12 protein-coding genes are annotated in these 18,162 nt (G+C 48.9%); 5 read left to right on the top strand and 7 right to left on the bottom strand.

Annotated features, from left to right (window positions below; translation table 11 throughout):
* Positions 1–59 precede the first annotated feature (59 nt).
* From ABQ275_RS17250 to nirB, 6 genes are all read right to left on the bottom strand, one after another.
* Entirely contained in the window at positions 60–1,511 is a 1,452-nt protein-coding gene (locus ABQ275_RS17250; RefSeq protein WP_349314397.1) for a rubredoxin domain-containing protein, read from the bottom strand.
* A gap of 2 nt (positions 1,512–1,513) precedes the next feature.
* Entirely contained in the window at positions 1,514–5,020 is a 3,507-nt protein-coding gene (locus ABQ275_RS17245) for a molybdopterin-dependent oxidoreductase (RefSeq protein WP_349314396.1), read from the bottom strand.
* Positions 5,021–5,042: 22 nt separating this feature from the next.
* On the bottom strand, positions 5,043–6,332 hold the full coding sequence (locus ABQ275_RS17240) for an MFS transporter (RefSeq protein ID WP_349314395.1): 1,290 nt from the start codon (positions 6,330–6,332) through the stop codon (positions 5,043–5,045).
* A 19-nt stretch (positions 6,333–6,351) separates the two neighbouring features.
* On the bottom strand, positions 6,352–6,861 hold the full coding sequence (locus ABQ275_RS17235) for a hypothetical protein (RefSeq protein WP_349314394.1): 510 nt from the start codon (positions 6,859–6,861) through the stop codon (positions 6,352–6,354).
* A gap of 76 nt (positions 6,862–6,937) precedes the next feature.
* Positions 6,938–7,300: a nitrite reductase small subunit NirD gene (gene nirD / locus ABQ275_RS17230; protein ID WP_349314393.1), complete on the bottom strand. Its 363-nt coding sequence runs from the start codon at positions 7,298–7,300 to the stop codon at positions 6,938–6,940.
* Positions 7,301–7,326: 26 nt separating this feature from the next.
* Positions 7,327–9,825, bottom strand: a complete 2,499-nt coding sequence (gene nirB, locus ABQ275_RS17225; protein WP_349314392.1) for a nitrite reductase large subunit NirB — start codon at positions 9,823–9,825, stop codon at positions 7,327–7,329.
* Positions 9,826–10,017: 192 nt separating this feature from the next.
* Here nirB and cobA point away from each other — a divergent pair, with 192 nt between their 5' ends.
* Positions 10,018–10,803 carry a uroporphyrinogen-III C-methyltransferase gene (gene cobA, locus ABQ275_RS17220; RefSeq protein WP_349314391.1) on the top strand — a complete coding sequence of 262 codons (786 nt, stop codon included), beginning with the start codon at positions 10,018–10,020 and terminating at the stop codon, positions 10,801–10,803.
* Positions 10,790–11,494: a Crp/Fnr family transcriptional regulator gene (locus tag ABQ275_RS17215; protein ID WP_349314390.1), complete on the top strand. Its 705-nt coding sequence runs from the start codon at positions 10,790–10,792 to the stop codon at positions 11,492–11,494. The genes cobA and ABQ275_RS17215 overlap by 14 nt, the downstream gene beginning before the upstream one ends.
* Here the strand turns inward: ABQ275_RS17215 and ABQ275_RS17210 are convergent.
* Complete coding sequence (locus ABQ275_RS17210; protein WP_349314389.1) at positions 11,484–12,116, bottom strand: Crp/Fnr family transcriptional regulator; 633 nt, start codon at positions 12,114–12,116, stop codon at positions 11,484–11,486. The two genes, ABQ275_RS17215 and ABQ275_RS17210, sit on opposite strands and share 11 nt — an antisense overlap.
* A 150-nt stretch (positions 12,117–12,266) precedes the next feature.
* Between ABQ275_RS17210 and ABQ275_RS17205 the strand changes: the two genes are divergently transcribed.
* From ABQ275_RS17205 to acnA, 3 genes are all read left to right on the top strand, one after another.
* On the top strand, positions 12,267–14,060 hold the full coding sequence (locus ABQ275_RS17205) for a chloride channel protein (protein ID WP_349314388.1): 1,794 nt from the start codon (positions 12,267–12,269) through the stop codon (positions 14,058–14,060).
* 64 nt (positions 14,061–14,124) lie between these two features.
* Complete coding sequence (locus tag ABQ275_RS17200) at positions 14,125–15,156, top strand: MBL fold metallo-hydrolase (protein ID WP_349314387.1); 1,032 nt, start codon at positions 14,125–14,127, stop codon at positions 15,154–15,156.
* Positions 15,157–15,299: 143 nt separating this feature from the next.
* Entirely contained in the window at positions 15,300–18,026 is a 2,727-nt protein-coding gene (gene acnA, locus ABQ275_RS17195) for an aconitate hydratase AcnA (protein ID WP_349314386.1), read from the top strand.
* Positions 18,027–18,162: the final 136 nt, after the last annotated feature.

Genomic DNA, 18,162 nt, shown 5'->3' with positions numbered 1-18,162 from the left:
TAGGTTAAAAAGGGCCGGATTCTTCCGGCCTTTGTTTTTTTATACGCGTATTTTTTCTGCTAATGATGTTGTAAAGATGCTGCGGTGATGAGCCGGAAGTCAGATAACGGTGACGTACATACGTAGCAATGGTAATCTGCCGGTAAATTAGCAAACGGGGTGCCTGGAGTCACCGCCTGTCCTTCATCTCCCGATAATTCATCATACACGGTAAAGCAGCGTTGACATTGATGCAGCGTTTTTTCCGGCGCACTAATGCCGGGTGGCGGTTGTTGTGCTGCTACATATTTTTGCAACAGGTCGGCTGCACTGTTTTCTTCATAAAATTGTTTGCAGAGTGCTGTGATGTAAGGTCCCAGGTATTCTTTCGGCACACCTTCGCGGTATACCAGCAACTGCGCGGAATTAGGATTGTAGCCGGCAGTATGCAGAATATCATACCGTTGCATATATTTCAGTTTGCTGCCGTATTTATTTTCCTGTTTTCTGATCACGATGGTGCCAAAAAGGCTATCCGCCTGTTCAATACGTATGCTGAAGCACAGGCCATAGGTGCGCACATCCGCCGTATCGAAGTAGCGGATAATGTGCCGCTTCAGAATCAGGCCATCTTCGCAATTATCTTCCACCTGCCAGCTCAGTTCATTGGCAGCATGCCGCACATTAATGCCGTATTTGCCCAGCACATAATCCCACAGCCGACGGTGCGTAGGGTCAATACCTTTGATGATGAGCGATTTCCAGGTGGTAGTATACAATTGTCCCGTGCGGGTTTCAAGACAAATAGAACAAATATCTTTCAGGAATGCCACCGGAAATTCTTCCTCCCGGCGGTAAATTCCCAGCCAGTAATTGTTGTCATATTTATTAAAACCTTCGTAATAAGGGAGATGGAATGCCGGTAATTCCAGCGCCTGGTCCGCAGGGCGACTGATATAACTACACACCGATTTTACTTGTGCATAAAGGGTTTCAGGGGAATCTGCCTGTGGCGATAATTTTTCAATGGCTTTGCTCACAGCAGAAATATTATTGGTATAGATCAGTTCCGGCCATGAAAAAAGCTGCCTGCTGCCCGGCACCCGTACATACAGGTGCCAGTAATGCAGGTGGGAAGAAGTGATCCAGTTGATATGTCCCGTAAAAAAAGGAACAAATGTTTGCTGGCTGTCACAGATATTTATTTTGAGGGAAGGTATATAATCAAACAAATCAAAAACATCTTTATAAATCCCTTCACTCAGCCAGCTGTTACTGATAAAAATACCTGCTGCGGGGTAAGAGCTGATGATATTTGGTGTTGTGGGGAGATGGATATTTTTCTGCGCACAGTTTTTTCTGAATGCTGGCAGTTCTTTCTCCGGGATATGCAGTATTAATTGTTGCCGCAAACCAAAACGAACATGCGTTACCTGGGCTGCGGTGGCCACTTCCAGTACTTCCAGCAGATGCCCCGGTGAGATGATGCCACCGATAAAATTAACAGCAATAGTATGTGTATGCCTGGCCATATTTATGCAAATGCTTTAACGGGTTTGTTAATCTGCTGTTGCAGTATCGCTTTCACTTCCGGTTTACAGCTACCACAACCTAATCCCGCGCCGGTGAGCTGGCATAATTGTTCCAGGTCAGCACAGCCTGATCTTATTTTTTCCCGGATGTTGCCTTCTCCTACATTTCCGCAGGAGCATACCAGTTTACCCGATACGGGGGTAGCTTTTTTGTTGGAGCGCAATAGTTGCAACCGCTTGTCAGACAGCTCGATCCTGTTTTGTATGAGATCTTTAAATTCATTGAATTCTGTTTTATCACCGATCAGGATGGCGCCTACCAGCCGGTCCTGGTGGATGATACATTTTTTATAATAGCGTTTGGCTTTGTCTATAAACACTACCTCTTCATAAGCCGGATCGTTGGGCATTTCCACCATGCCAAGTGAGCAAAGGTCTGTGCCATGCATTTTCAGGATGTTCATAAATAAGGAGCCCTGGTAATAGGTGCTGATGTCGCCGTTCAGGTGGCGGGCTACCACAGCGGCTTGCTGTTCTGCGGCGGCGGTGATACCATACAGGGTTCCATTGAATGCAGCAATTTCGCCAATGGCGTAGATCTCCGGATCGCTGGTTTGCAGGTATTCATTTACAACAACGCCGCGGTTGCACAAGAGTTGTGCGGCCGTAGCCAGCTCAATATTCGGAACGGTGCCGATAGACATTACCACCGCCTGACAGTCAATGTGGCGGCCACTTTTCATGCGGATGCCTTCCAGTTTCGTTTGCCCGGTGAAGCGTTCAATTTCATCATTGTAAAATATTTCGATGCCGCGGTCAGTCAGTTCCTGGTAAAGCAGCTGACCGCCCAAGAGATCCAGCTGCCGGTCCATGAGCCGCGAAGTGCGTTGTATAACGGCAACGTCTATATACATTTCTTTCAGGGAGGCGGCGAGTTCTATACCCAGCAAGCCGCCACCGGCAATCATTACCCTGCCTTTTGCCGGATCGAGGTGTTGTTTGAAGGCGTCCGCATCCAGGCGGGTGCGCATGGTGAAAATGCCGGGAAGGGCCGGTACATCTTTTAAAGTAGCCGCCCTGCTGCCTGTTGCCATGATCAGGATATCATACGTATGTACGTTGCCGTTACTATCGGTTACTACTTTATGTGTGCGGTCAATATGTGTAATGCTCACGCCTTTGTGCAGCATGACGTTCAGCTCCAGTTCTTCTTCTTCCGTCATTTTAATAAGCTGTTCCCATTGCTGTGTGCCGCTGATATAATCCGGTAGCATCACGCGGTTGTAGAAGGGAAGATTTTCTTTGCTGAACACCACGATTTCATCGGTGGTATTTAGTTGCCGGTACGACTTCACAAACCCGCAGGCACCCGCCCCGGCGCCAATGATGACGATCTTTTGCGCTGGTTTTCTGTAGCGTTGTACCTGCACGGCGGAGTATTTAAAATCCGGTTGCCGGGAAATGGGGTCCAGTAGATTTTGGGTTAAATTATTTGCCCGGTTAAGATCATTGTTTAATATTTTCCCCCAGTGCATCGGTAAGAATACCACCCCTTTTTTGATAGTATTGGTCAACTGTGCTTTTACCCTTGCCGTTCCCCGGCTGTTGTTGATCTCTACCATATCATCCTGCCTGATCTGCCGCCGGCGGGCATCTTCGGGGTGTATTTCTAAAAAGGCGCGGTCAATATGTTGTTTCAGTTTGCCCACTTTACCCGTTTTACTCATGGTATGCCATTGGTCACGGATCCTGCCGGTGGTGAGGATGAGCGGATAGTCATGGTCGGTAGGAGTGGATTTATTTTCATCTTCAAAGCTGTGGATAACTGCTTTGGAATTATCTGTATAAAAATGATGATCTGTAAAAAGCCGGGCGGTACCATTCCCCGAGGCGCCGCCGGGGTAGGGCCATTGCACGCTTCTTTTTTCTTGCAGGACTTCGTAGCTCAACCCGCTGATATCAATATTGGTGCCTGCTGTCAACCGGCAATGCTCTGCATATATGGCGGCCATATTCGTATAATCGAAACCGTGATACCCCATTTTTTGTGCGAAGCGGCAGATGATGGTGGCATCCGGCAATGCTTCTCCCGGCGGGGATATTATTTTTGTGAGATAACTGATGCGACGCTCGGCATTGGTCATGGTACCTTCTTTCTCTGTCCACGCTGCTGCGGGCAGCACCACATCTGCATAGCGAAGTGTTTCGGGTTTGGATGATATTTCCTGCACCACTACAAATGTTGCTTTTTGCAGGGCGGCTTCTGCGAAGCGGGCGTCAGGAAGACTCACCAGCGGATTGGTACACATGATCCAGATGGCTTTCAGCCGCCCGTCGTGCAGGGCGGTAAACATCTCGGTAGCTGTTAATCCCGGTTTGTCTGACAACGCTGTGCCACCCCAGAATTCCTGTACCGCCTTGCGATGCGCCGGGTTGCTGAGTACACGGTGTGCAGGCAACAGGTTCGATAAGCCGCCTACTTCGCGCCCACCCATGGCGTTGGGCTGCCCCGTTAAAGAGAAGGGACCGCTGCCCGGTTTACCGATATGCCCGGTGATGAGATGCAGATTTATTAAACTAAGGTTTTTGTGTACGCCTACTACACTTTGGTTGAGGCCCATCGTCCACAATGTCATAAACCCGGTGGCATTGCCGATGTAAGCGGCGGCTGTATAAATATCTGCTGCATCGATGCCACATATATCAGCTGCTTCTTCTACCGTCCGTTGCATAACGGTTTCCTGGTACTGTGCAAAGCCTTCTGTATGTTGTTGGAGGAAAGCACTGTCTGTATGGCCTTCCATGATCAGTATCCTGCCGATGGCATGATGCAGGGTGATGTCGGTGCCGGGCAGGAGTTGCAGGTGTATATCCGCGATGGCGCAGCTTTGTGTGGCCCTCGGATCACTTACAATTATTTTCAGCGCAGGATTGGCGGCCTTGGCGGCTTCCACGCGCCGCCACAATATCGGATGACACCAGGCAGGGTTGGCGCCGGCTACAAAAATACAATCAGCCAGTTCAAGATCATCGTAAGTGCCAGGTACGGCGTCTTCTCCCAATGCCATTTTATAAGCCGCTACGGCACTGCTCATACAGAGCCGCGAGTTAGTATCAATATTATTGCTGCCAATAAATCCCTTGATCAACTTATTCACCACATAATATTCTTCTGTAAGGCATTGTCCGGAGGCATAGAAAGCAACGGCATCAGGCCCATACTTTTCGATGATGGCGGCAAATACGGCAGCGGTCCTGTCCAGCGCCTGGTCCCATGTAACCCTTTGCCGTGGCAGGTTACGATGATAGCGCATTTCAGGATACAGCAACCGGTCGGAGGTATCCATCACGGTATAATGGAGGTTCATGCCTTTGGAGCATAACATACCTTTATTCACCGGATGGTCTTTATCGCCTTCTACATGCAGTTTCCCCTGCCGGTCCTGGTGTACCTCAATGCCACAACCAACGCCACAGTAACAACAGGTAGTTTTATATGATGACTGCATGTGTAAGGATTTAATGAATGATTCAGGATACGGCTACAGGTGTTCTTACCGGCGCGTCAACCGTTGCTTCCTGTTTGCTGAACCGGGTCAGCATCACTATGCAGGATACGCCGATCACAATAAAACCAATATACGTGAACGCCTGTACGTAGCTGATGGTATCTGATTTAAACAGGAAGCCGAAAAGCATCCCGCCCATGTTGCCGCCAGCACCTACGATGCCGCTCACCATGCCTGCATTTTTTTCATGAAGAAACGGCACAATGCCATAAGTGGCGCCATTGGCCATTTTCAGGAACAGGGCAAAACTCAACATGGAGATGATCGCCAGCGTAAGGTTACCTGACTGTGCAAACAGTAACAGTCCTATTCCTTCAGCCAGCAACACCAGCGCCAATAACCATCCTTTGCCTTTCATGCCATATTTAGCGCCGGCCTTGTCTGAAATATATCCGCCTAATGCCCTGGCAAAGAGATTCATGAATCCGAAAATACCAGCCCAGAATCCGGCGCTGCTTTGAGAAAGATGAAAGGTGTCTACGAAATGTAAGGAGGCCACATTATCGAAAGTGATCTCCATGCCGAAACACATACCGTAGGCCAATGTGAGCGCCCAGATGCGCCAATCGGCCAACAGTGACCAGTCTGTTTTGCTGTTGTTTTTGTTGTAGCCGGTTTCCTCAAAATTCCCTGCGGGTGTATCCTGGGTATACCGGTAGTAGAGCCAGGCCACGCCCAGCATCATCAGGCCCGGAATGATCATGGCGTATCGCCATGCTTCTGCTTTCGTATAACCGAAACCAACGATGGCGGCAAAGATCAGCGGCATCACCATGTTGGTAACACCACCACCAAGATTGCCCCAACCGCCGGTAATAGCGTTGGCAGTACCTTTGATGGCTGGTGCAAACATGAGCGAAGTATGAAATTGTGTGATCACAAATGAAGCCCCTATAACGCTGATGGCTAAACGGAATAATAAAAAGGAGGTATAATCTTTTGCCAGTCCTACGAAGAAAACAGGTAGCGCACCTATCAGTAGTAGCCGTATCGCGGTTTTACGCGGCCCCCATGTATCGCATAACCTGCCTATCACCAGCCTGGCGATAATGGTACCGGATACGGATGCAATAATGATATTGCCTATCTGTGCTTTTGATAATCCCAGGTCTTCGCGGATGGTGGGCATCAGCGGCGCCAGTCCGAACCATCCGAAAAAGCATACAAAGAACATGAGCCAGGTGATATGAAACGTGCGCATCTGCACGGTGTCAAGACTAAATAGCTGTAGTTTATTAAGCGGTGCTGCCATAGTAAAGATATTGGTTGAATTATTTAATAAGGATTTCCGGCCGGATGCTGATCATCAGGTATGCCCAGTTGCTGTTGCTGCTGGCATCGGTGATGTTTTTCACCGTGGGCGAGGTGAGTGTGGCGGTATTCCAGAAGTGACTGTAACCGGCTTCAAATGCGATCATTTTAGTGAGGGCATAGGTGGCGGTGAGGTCGGCTTCCGTACCAAACTGTTTGCGCATGGCCGTAATATCCGTGTCCTGCGTAGTAGTGCGGTTGATGGTAGAAGCGTCTTGTCCCCATACGCGTGTATCCTGTACCGTTAGTCCGAGTTTAATGCGGTAGGTGCTGAAAGTGCCAAAGAGCCGGCTGCGTTGTGAGGTGAAGAGTGCCGGACCGGCGCCCCGGGGGAGTGGGGTGCCTTGTCCGTCGCGTAGCTCCGTGCGTGTTCTGAGTTGCGCACCAAGCGAGAGTTGTGCATAACAATGGGCTATAAACAGTGTATCCGAAAGGATAAACAATGCCCCGCCAAGGAACCATTTTTTCATGTAACTTCGGTTGATTTTAAATGAGCCATCATATTAGAATCAGAAGCCCGGATGGCCTGCCAGCCTCCGGGTTTCGTTATTTTACTACTTCTACACCGATGTATACCAGGTCGTCTATTATTTTTACAGGATATACGGTGAGACTGCATTCCGCTTCATCGGAGAGGCAACGGCCATCTGCCAGCGAGAATGTTTTTTTGTGAAAAGGACAGGCTACTTTGGGTTCATCCTGGATGGTGCCGGTCATGCCGCGGCTGAGAGCCATCTGCCGGCGGTGCGGACACAGGTTTTGTGTAGCATACCATTCATCCCTCCGGGCAAAATAGAACAAGGCAATCTGTTCATCTTTATACTTTACACATACGCCTCCGTTGGCGGGTACATCAGATGTTTTGCAGGCGAAGAACCAGTTGGTGGTAACGGTTTGAGTTAAAGACATAGCGGTATCATTTTATTATAAAAAGATTATTTCCATTCTGCGGCTTTCTTCTGTGCGCGCAGCGGATCAAATTTTACGGTCGGATCTTTATCTTCAGGTGCATTCACGAAGTGAGAGAAACGCTTGCGTAGCGCCGGGTTTTCCACCACTTCTCTCCACTCACATTTGTAGTTGTCTACCAGGAACTGCATATCTGTTTCCAGTTGAGCGGCAATACCAAGACTGTCATGCACCACGATGTTGCGGAGGTAGTCCATGCCGCCATCGAGCTTGTTGAGCCAGGTGGCGGTACGGGTGAGCGGGTCTGCTGTTTTGATGTAGAACATGAGAAAGCGGTCGATGTAGCGGATGCAGGTATCGCTGTCCAGGTCTGCTGCCAGTAGTTTGGCGTGCTGTGGTTTGGAGCCGCCGTTGCCGCATACATACAGGTTCCAGCCTTTTTCTGTAGCGATGATGCCGAAGTCTTTCGACTGTGCTTCTGCGCATTCGCGTATGCAGCCGGATACGGCTGATTTTATTTTATGCGGGGCCCTGAGTCCGCGGTAACGTTCTTCAATCCGGATGGCGAAGCTCACGCTGTCGTGCAGACCGAAGCGGCACCAGGTGGAGCCTACGCAGCTTTTTACGGTACGTAATGCTTTGCCGTAGGCATGCCCGCTTTCAAATCCGGCGGCAATCAGTTCTTCCCATATATCGGGCAGGTCGCTGAGATGCGCGCCGAAAAGGTCGATGCGTTGTCCGCCGGTAATTTTCGTATATAGGTTGTATTTAGTGCCGATCTGCCCGATGACGATCAGTTTTTCCGGGGTGATTTCACCGCCGGGAATGCGGGGTACTACAGAATAGGTACCTCCTTTCTGAATATTGGCGAGATAGCGGTCGTTCGAATCCTGTGCGGTATCGTTGCCTTTTACGAGGATCATTTCATTCCACAAACTGGCCAGTATGGATGATACCATGGGTTTACAGACTTCGCAGCCTTCGCCGTGACCATAATGATCCAGTACTTCATCATAAGAGCGGAGCGATTTTATTTTGATGAGATCCAGCAGTTCCTGGCGGGAATAGGTAAAGTGTTCGCACATCACCTCGCGGATGTATTTGCCCTGTTCCCTCATGGTGGCGGTGATGAGATCTTTTACCATCGGGGTGCAGCCGCCGCAGCAGGTGCCTGCTTTGGTATATTTTTTTACCGCTTCCAGTGTTTCCATACCCTGTGTTACGGCATTGCAGATGGCGCCTTTGCTCACGTTTTCGCAGCTACAGATCATGGCATCATCGGGGAGGGCGCTTACACCGGGACCTGTATCTGCGCCACCACGGCTACCGCCCAGGAGTATGTCTTCGGGGTTGGGAGGCAATACCAGTTTATTCCGGGTTGTTTGTAATAACATATTATAGGCTGCTGCATCGCCGATTAAGATACCGCCCAGCAGGTACTGACCATCGGGGGAGATGTTGATCCGCTTGTAAGTACCTTTCCGGTTGTCTTCATACACAATGCTGTGGCAGCTTTCAGGGGCGGGGAAGGGATCGCCGAAGCTGGCCACGTCTACGCCGATGAGTTTTAATTTGGTGCTCATATCAAAACCGGTGAAGCTTTTTTCTTCACCGGTGATATGTGCGGCGGCTACTTCCGCCATTTCGTAGCCGGGTGCTACCAGGCCATAGATCATGTTGTTGTATAAGGCGCATTCGCCGATGGAATATATAAAGGGATCTGTGGTTTGTAATTGTTCGTTGACGATAATGCCGCCACGGGCACCTGTTGCCAGTCCTGCCTGCCGGGCCAGTTCATCGCGGGGTTTGATGCCGGCGGATACTACCAGCATATCAGCGTGCAGGATGCTGTTGTCGGTAAACTGCAGACCGGTAATGGCCCCGTTGCCCAGAATTTCGCGGGTGTTTTTGTTGGTATGTATTTGCAGACCAAGACTTTCGAGTTTACTTTGCAGGATGAAAGCGCCTTTATCATCAATTTGCCGGGGCATGAGGCGGGGGGAGAATTCGATCACATGGGTGTTGCTGACGCCAAGGTCCAGCAGGGATTTGGCGGCTTCCAGTCCTAACAGGCCGCCGCCGATAACAACGCCTGCAGTGGCTTTGGGCGCGTAAGCCTGCATCATTTCCAGGTCTTCGATGGTGCGGTAAATGAACACACCCTTTTTGTCCATGCCGGGTATGGGCGGAACAAAAGCCGATGAACCGGTAGCGAGTACGAGATAGTCGTACGTTTCAATAACGCCTTTATAAGAGGTCACTGTTTTGGCTTGCCGGTCGATGTGCAGTACGGGATCACCCAGGTGTAGCCGGATGTTGTTTTCGGCGTACCAGTCGGTTGTTGCGAGGGAAAGTGCTGCTGCTGTTTTGCCGGCAAAAAATTCGCTGAGGTGTACACGGTCGTATGCGGGCCTGGGTTCTTCGCCAAATACAACCAGATGGAGCGGGGTGTGGGTTGATTTTGCGATGATCTTCTCGCAAAATTTATAACCTACCATACCATTACCAATGACTACAATTTTCATCTGATTAGATTTTAGCGTTCGTAGATGATGAAAACTATTTATATTATAAATAAATTAATATAATATAAATTATTGCTTTGGAGATGATTTTATGGGTAGGTGTATGATGTTAATGGTGAAATTACAGGTTTTTGTTCTAAATTTAAGTATGGTTGATGTTAAATTTGTTAGATAATTATAATTATAATATGTATGAATGTGCCAAAACCCCGCTTATCTTTAGTAGGTGCAGGACCCGGAGACCCGGAAATGATCACGCTCAAAGCCATTAATATTATCCGTCAGGCAGACGTGATTTTATATGATGCACTGGTAAATGAATCATTGCTCGGTTATGCATCGCCGGCGGCTGTGTTGCTATTTGTAGGCAAACGTTATGGCTGTCATGCGCTCTCCCAGGAGGAGATCAACCGGCTGATCGTGGAAAATGCGCGGGCACACGGGCATGTAGTCAGGCTGAAAGGCGGTGACCCGTTTGTTTTTGGCCGCGCCACAGAAGAAATCCTGTTTGCCCGGCAGCACGGTATCCCGGTGGCGGTCATCCCCGGCATCTCCAGCGCGATAGCTGTACCCGCTTCCCTAATGATCCCGCTTACGAGCAGGGGCGTTGCGGAAAGTTTCTGGGTAACAACCGGTACCACGCGCTCCGGCAGCATCTCGGCCGACATTGAGCTGGCAGCGCGTTCTTCTGCTACCGTTGTGATCCTCATGGCGATGAGTAAACTGGAAGGCATTATGGATTTATTTGCACAACAAGGAAAAAGTGAGATGCCCGTAGCGATTATAGAAAACGGCACCACTCCGCAGGAAAGGATCGTGACCGGCACAGTACGCGATATTGCCCTGCGGGTACAGGAAGCGGGCATCGGCAACCCGGCGGTGATTGTAGTGGGGGAAGTAGTGCACCTGCATACCTTATTAACAGGCGATGCTTTTCAGGAGATCCGGAAAATGAATAATACACATGAAGAAAGATAAACAGGGCTGTGATCTGAAAACCTGTCTCTTATGCCGACTGTCGCTCAAAGAATGGACACCGGCCATCAAAGAGCACCGCAGGAACTTCATCTTAAACAAAGGCCAGACGCTTTTCAACGAAGGCGATAAAGTAACCGGTATCTATTTTATCTATGAAGGCCGCATGAAAGTACACAAACACTGGGGGCCCGAAAAAGAACTGATCGTGCGTTTTGCCCGGCAGGGTGATATTGTGGGGCACAGGGGCGTTGGCGGAAATGACCAGGTATACCCGGTATCTGCTACGGCACTGGAGCCGGTAAAAGTATGTTTTATTGAGATGGAATTTTTTCAATCATCTCTCAAAGTAAATCAGTCGCTCTTATATGAACTGATGCTCTTTTATGCACAGGAATTGCAGGAGTCAGAAAAAAATATGCGCAACCTGGCCCATATGTCTGTTAAAGAACGCATTGCCTGTGCGTTACTCTTCTTAAAAGATAAATTCGGTTTTAATAAAGAGGGATTTATCGACCTGTCGCTCAGTAAACAGGACCTCGCTTCTTATACGGGTACTACTTATGAAACGGCTTTCAGAATGTTGAATGAACTGATAGAAGCGCGTATGATAGCGGTTTCGGGAAAAAATATTGCCATCCTGCATGAAGCGAAGCTGCAACAGCTATGCCGTCAATCGGGTATTACCCCGTAATTAATTGTTGTAATTTTTTTTCCTGTAAGATGGTAATTGCTTTTCCATCTACGGCTATCAGGCGTTGCTGGATAAAGTCCTGGATGATCCTGTAAATGGTTTCATAGGTGGTGCCTGCAAAAGAGGCGAGGTCCTGCCGGTTGATCGTGAATTGTTTGTCATGATACGAACGGCTTATTTCCAGCAAAGCATTTGCCAGTCTGCCTTTCACATCCATATGCACGAGGTTGCGCATTTTTTTCTCTGCTTCTTCCAGTTCTGTCGCATAAAACTGCATCAGCTTATAAGTGAGGGTGGTATTAACTTTCAGGGATGCTTCAAAAAAAGGTAGGTCCATATAACATACGGTGATGTCTTCCATTGCGGTGGCGGATACCGGGTATAAACGCTGGCTGCTCACAAATCCACGATGCCCCAGGATATCTCCTTTCCTGGCGAAGCGAACGATGAGGTCTTTATCTTCTCCCCATTGCTTATGAACTTTCACCCTGCCTTCATATAAAAAAAAGATGCCTGTAGCCGGAGATCCTTCCAGGAAGATGGTTTCCCCTTTTTTAAAAAACAGGTGTTGCCTGTTTATCTCCACAGAAGAAAGCCATTCCGGTATACAGAACTGGCACAAAAAACATGTCTTTAGGTCACAGGCTCCGGCTTTTTTCATGTGTGCAATACTAATACTTTTTTGAGTTTAGAGAAGAAAAAATAGGGTTTAATATGATTTAGATCATACTTTTGCAGGGAATTTAAGAAAATAGTTGTCACTTAATATATTATGGATCATATAAAAGAGCCAAAATTGGCTGGTGCAGTATCAAGAAGAGTACTTTATTTAAGTTTACAGGCACTTATCAACGCAATGGTGATTGGTGCTGTTGCAAAAGGGCTGGTAATGCTGATTAATTTAATTACCAACCTGTCATTTTACGGGGAATTTACATTTGCAGAAAAAGGACCGGCAGGTAACCACCTGGGATGGTATGTGGTATTGATTCCGGTAGCCGGTAGCCTGTTGGTAGGCGTGATGGCGCGTTTTGGCAGTAAAGCAATACGCGGACACGGGATTCCCGAAGCCATGGAAAATATTATCCTGAATGAGAGTAAGATACCTCCTATCATTACCCTTCTGAAACCTTTGTCGGCTGCCCTTTCCATTGGTACGGGCGGACCCTTTGGTGCGGAAGGCCCTATCATAGCCACAGGTGGTGCCATCGGATCATTTACCGGTCAGGTCATTCATATTTCTTCGGCAGAGCGCAAAGTGTTGCTGGCAGCAGGCGCTTGTGCCGGTATGGCGGCCATTTTCGGTAGTCCGCTGGCGGCCATCCTGTTGGCGATTGAACTGTTGTTGTTTGAATTTTCTCCCCGCTCTGTTATTCCCGTAGCCATCGCTTGTGTTACCGGCGCGGGAATGCACCTGTTGTTTTTTGGCAACGAGCCGGTGTTTGCGATGCCGGCGATCCCGGCAGTATCTGATGTGGCACTGATCACTTATGTACTGATGGGTGCTGCCATTGGCGTAGTAGCCGCTTTGGTGTCCAAATCAGTATACCTGGTGGAAGATCTCTTTGAAAAATTACCGATCCACTGGATGTGGTGGCCCGCGCTGGGCGCTGTAGTGGTGGGTGTGATTGGTTACTATGCACCGCATACCATGGGTGTGGGTTATGATAATATCAAAGACCTCCTGACGGGTAATCTGTCTATGGCGCTGATCATCTCCCTCTGTGTACTGAAATATCTTTCCTGGGTTATTTCACTGGGTAGCGGTACTTCCGGTGGAACACTGGCGCCGTTATTCACTATCGGCGGCGCTTTTGGCGCATTGATGGGTGTGTATGTACTAAAAATATTTCCCGGCAGCGATATCAATATTGCTACGGCAGCACTGATAGGCATGGCAGCGATGTTTGCCGGCTCATCCCGCGCATTACTTACCGCCATTGTGTTTGCCATGGAAACAACCGGGCAGCCACATGGATTACTGCCACTAATAGGCGCTTGTACCACCGCTTATTTTGTATCGTTTTTCCTGATGAAAGGTACCATCATGACAGAAAGAATCCGGCGCAGGGGCATCATTGCTCCGGATGAGTATACCCCTGATGTGATGCAGCAGATCAGCGTATCTACTGTAGCTGTGCAGCCGATGCTGCTGCTCCTGGATAGCATGACACTGGGACAGGTAAACATGTTGCTGGACAATTACGCTTACTATCACCGTCAGATGGTGGTAACGGATGCAGCCGGCCATTTCAAAGGATACCTGAGCCGGGATAAATTATCCGGTGTGGAAACGGCCACGGTGGAATCTGTACAGGATCATACGTCGCCTTTTGTATATGCAGGAGATGATATTACTACCGTGGCGGCGCTGTTTAATAAATACAGCAACGATGTATTGGCGGTAGTGGATAAAGATAAAGTAACCGGCCTCGTCACGGCTGATGCGGTACTGCGGGAATACGGAATGCGCCGTACCACAGAAGCCAGGTATCATTCCGCATTCTTTGGTAACACCCGCCTGTTGCGGCTCATGGCCCGCGGAAAGAAGTTGCTTGTACGTTAATCATGATAGAAGTTCTGATGGTGTGCGCAGAATATCCGTACTTTTGTAGCAGTAATACACCAACATGCTATACAAGTCCGCAAGAATAAGAGAAAGGTTACTTCAGTCCGGCAATTTTAAAAACGGGGCGTTTCAGAATTTATCACTCACTCCCATGAAGCTGGAAGAGGTATCTTATTTTAAATTATTAAAAGACAGCTTCAGACGGCCTGACACGATCAGGCCGTCTGCTCCTTTGCCCAGCGTACAAAGAAATCTGAAAACCGTTCATTCAACAAAACCGGTAGTAACCTGGTTCGGGCATTCTTCTTATCTGATACAGATCAATGATATCAACATCCTGGTAGACCCTGTTTTCAGCGGCAGCGCCGCCCCCATGTCATTTATGGTGAAAGCGTTTCCCGGTGCAAATGTATACAGTGCTGCGGATATGCCACCCATCGATATGCTGATCATTACGCATAACCACTATGATCATCTTGACAAAAAAACCATTGCACAGCTAAGACCGATTACGAAAGAAGTGTACACCGCATTGGGTGTAGGGAGAGATCTGCAGGGTTGCGGTATGGGTCAGCGGCATATCACGGAACTGGACTGGTGGGATACCGTGGAAGTAGCGGAAGAGATCACACTAACGGCCACGCCTGCACGTCATTTTTCCGGCAGGGGGATTAAAAGAGGCGGCAGTCTCTGGGCCTCTTTTGTACTGCAACTTTTCGGGTATACCATTTATATCGGTGGCGACTCCGGTTATGATACGCACTTTAAAGCCATCGGGGAGGAGTTTGGTCCGTTTGACCTGGCGATCCTCGAATGCGGACAGTACAACGACTCCTGGCCTTTCATTCATATGAAGCCGGAAGAAACGGTGCAGGCAGCCATCGACCTGGATGCGAAAGTATTGTTGCCCGTACACTGGGCAAAATTTGCATTGGCCAATCACCCGTGGGACGAACCCGCCATCCGTGTTGTGAAAAGCGCGGCGGAGAAAGGAATGGCTACCACCACGCCACTCATAGGCGAGCCGGTGATCATCGGCGAAAGTTATCCACAGCAACACTGGTGGATGGATATATCCAACGGGCATGGCTAAACGGAATGCGCAGTCATTGCAACAAGCCGTAAGCCAGACCTGGAAATGAAGGGAACAGGAAAATAATAAAAATTTTAAGCCGGGAAGATAATAAACAAAAAGGTCCCTTTGTTGTTTGAAAGATACGTCATCAATACAGAACTATGCAACAACGAATCGCGTCTCTCAGCAAATTGGAGCAAGAGGGCAGGCAAATTTCCCGGCTGCCTTTCTCCATCAGGATTTTATTGGAAAATGTATTGCGCAACCAGGATAACTTTGCCATTACAGCAGAACATCTCGATACCCTCGTAAACTGGGTGCCGGCGGGCATGGACAAGGAAATTCCTTTTAAACCGGCGCGGGTACTCATGCAGGATTTTACAGGTGTGGCCGCTGTTGTGGATATTGCCTCTATCCGCGCGGAAGTGATCCGGAAAGGGAAGGATGGGTCGCGTATTAATCCGGCTATCCCGGTAGACCTGGTAGTGGACCATTCTGTGCAGGTAGATTTCTTCGGAACGGATTATTCCTATACTAAAAATGTAGCCTACGAATATCAACGCAATAAAGAACGTTATCAGCTGCTCAAATGGGCGCAGCAAGCCTTTGATAATTTTACCGTTGTACCACCGGGTATGGGTATTTGTCACCAGGTAAACCTGGAATACCTTGCCAAAGGCGTGATTGAGCGCGATGGCTGGCTGTTTCCCGATACCCTGGTAGGTACGGATTCGCATACGCCTATGGTCAACGGCATCGGTGTGCTGGGCTGGGGTGTAGGTGGCATTGAAGCAGAAGCCGCTATACTGGGACAGCCTATTTATTTCTCCTGTCCACAGGTGATAGGGCTGAAGCTCACAGGACTGCTCAGTGAAGGCACTACCGCCACCGACATGGTGCTGGCCATCACAGAAATGCTCCGCAAGTACGGAGTAGTGGATAAATTTGTGGAAGTGTTTGGCGACGGACTGGATCATTTATCAGTACCCGACCGTGCCACCATCTCGAATATGTCGCCCGAGTTTGGCTGCACCGTTACCTATTTTCCCATTGACATGCAAACCTTGCAGTACATGCGCCGCACCAACCGCTCTGAAGAACAGGTGGCGCTGGTAGAATCTTATTGCAAAGAGAACATGCTCTGGCGTCATGGCAATGAAAATATTACGTACTCAGATATCCTGGAGCTGGACCTGTCGCAGGTGCAATCCGCCGTGGCAGGCCCCAAGCGGCCGCAGGACCGCATCCTTGTAAAGAATGTACATGCGGATTTTGAAATGCTGCTCAACAAAGAATTCAAGCGTATGTATACGCCGGAAAGCAAGCGCCGCGACACCGCCTGGCTGTCGGAAGGCGGCTCCGGTACCACTTTCACCTACGAAATTCAGAAACATGTGGAAGAGGTGGCCGTGGAAGTGGACTACCTGAAATCAGTCCGCATCAAACTAAAAAATGAGGAATATGTGCTGAGTGATGGCGCTATTGCTATCGCCGCCATTACCAGTTGCACCAATACATCCAATCCCAGTGTAATGATAGGTGCGGGGCTGGTAGCCCGGAAAGCCATCAGCCGCGGGCTGAATGTGAAGCCCTGGGTAAAAACAAGCCTGGCGCCTGGTTCCAGGGTAGTAACGGAATACCTGAAACGTTCAGGATTGTTATATGAGCTGGAAGCACTGCGTTTTCATACCGTAGGCTATGGCTGTACTTCGTGTATTGGTAACAGTGGTCCGCTGCCACCGCATATTGCAGAAGCAGTGGATAGGGGCAACCTGATTGTCGCCTCCGTGCTGTCCGGCAACCGTAACTTTGAAGCCAGGGTACATCCGCAGGTGAAGATGAACTTCCTGGCATCGCCACTGCTGGTAGTGGCCTATGCTATCACCGGCCGCATCGATGTGGACATGCTCAACGATCCGTTGGGCTACGATCCTAACGGAGAACCCGTGTTTCTGCGCGACATATGGCCCACCCAGGAGGAAATCAATGAAGCTGTAGCTGCTGCTGTGAAGCAGGAAGATTTTGAAAAAATATACGCTGTTATATTCGATGGAGATGAACAATGGCAAGGACTACAGGCGCCATCCGGGAAAGATTATCACTGGAGCCAGACCTCTACCTACATCAAAGAAGCGCCGTTTTTTAACGGGCTGCCGGAAGAATGGGCTGCGATAGAAGACGTTAAAGACGCCCGTGTATTGCTGAAACTGGGCGATTCTGTTACTACAGACCATATATCACCCGCAGGCTCTTTCAAATCAGATACGCCTGCCGGCAAATATTTGCTGGACTGCGGCATAGATCCTAAGATGTTTAATTCTTACGGCTCACGCAGGGGGAATCATGAAGTGATGATCCGTGGTACTTTCGCCAACGTGCGGATTAAAAATGAACTCTCTCCCAAAGAAGGTGGCTTTACTACTATGATTCCGCAGGGCGTGGTGCTGTCTGTATACGATGCCGCCATACAATATGCTGCGGCAAAAGTGCCTTTGATCATACTGGCCGGCAAAGAATATGGCAGCGGCTCTTCCCGCGACTGGGCCGCGAAGGGCACCAACCTGTTGGGCGTGAAAGCTGTTATTGCAGAAAGCTATGAACGGATTCACCGCAGCAACCTGGTAGGAATGGGTGTACTCCCACTGGAATATGTGAATGAAGAAACCGCAGCATCGTTGGGATTATCCGGTACAGAATCATATAGCATCACGGATATTGCACAAGATCTTACTCCTGGAAAAATAGTAACGGTAACGGCTAAACCGGCAACAGGAGCTGCCATCGTTTTTAAAGCGAAATGCCGCTTAAACTCTGCTATAGAAATTGAATACTACCGCAATGGCGGAATATTACAGTTTGTGTTGAGAGACTTTTTGAAGAAAGGATAGAAAGCATTTATTTATTTATTTAGAGATGTAAATATCTACATCTCTAAATAAATAAATAATTACTACCATCAATAACTCCACTTTATAACGCATACACTTTAACGCTCGCCCCCACTAATTTTTCGTTTTCTCCCCA

This window comes from Chitinophaga sp. MM2321 (assembly GCF_964033635.1).
Lineage (GTDB): Bacteria > Bacteroidota > Bacteroidia > Chitinophagales > Chitinophagaceae > Chitinophaga.
The sequence above is the reverse complement of the archived record's forward strand: the minus strand, read 5'-3'. Positions and strand labels throughout refer to the sequence as shown.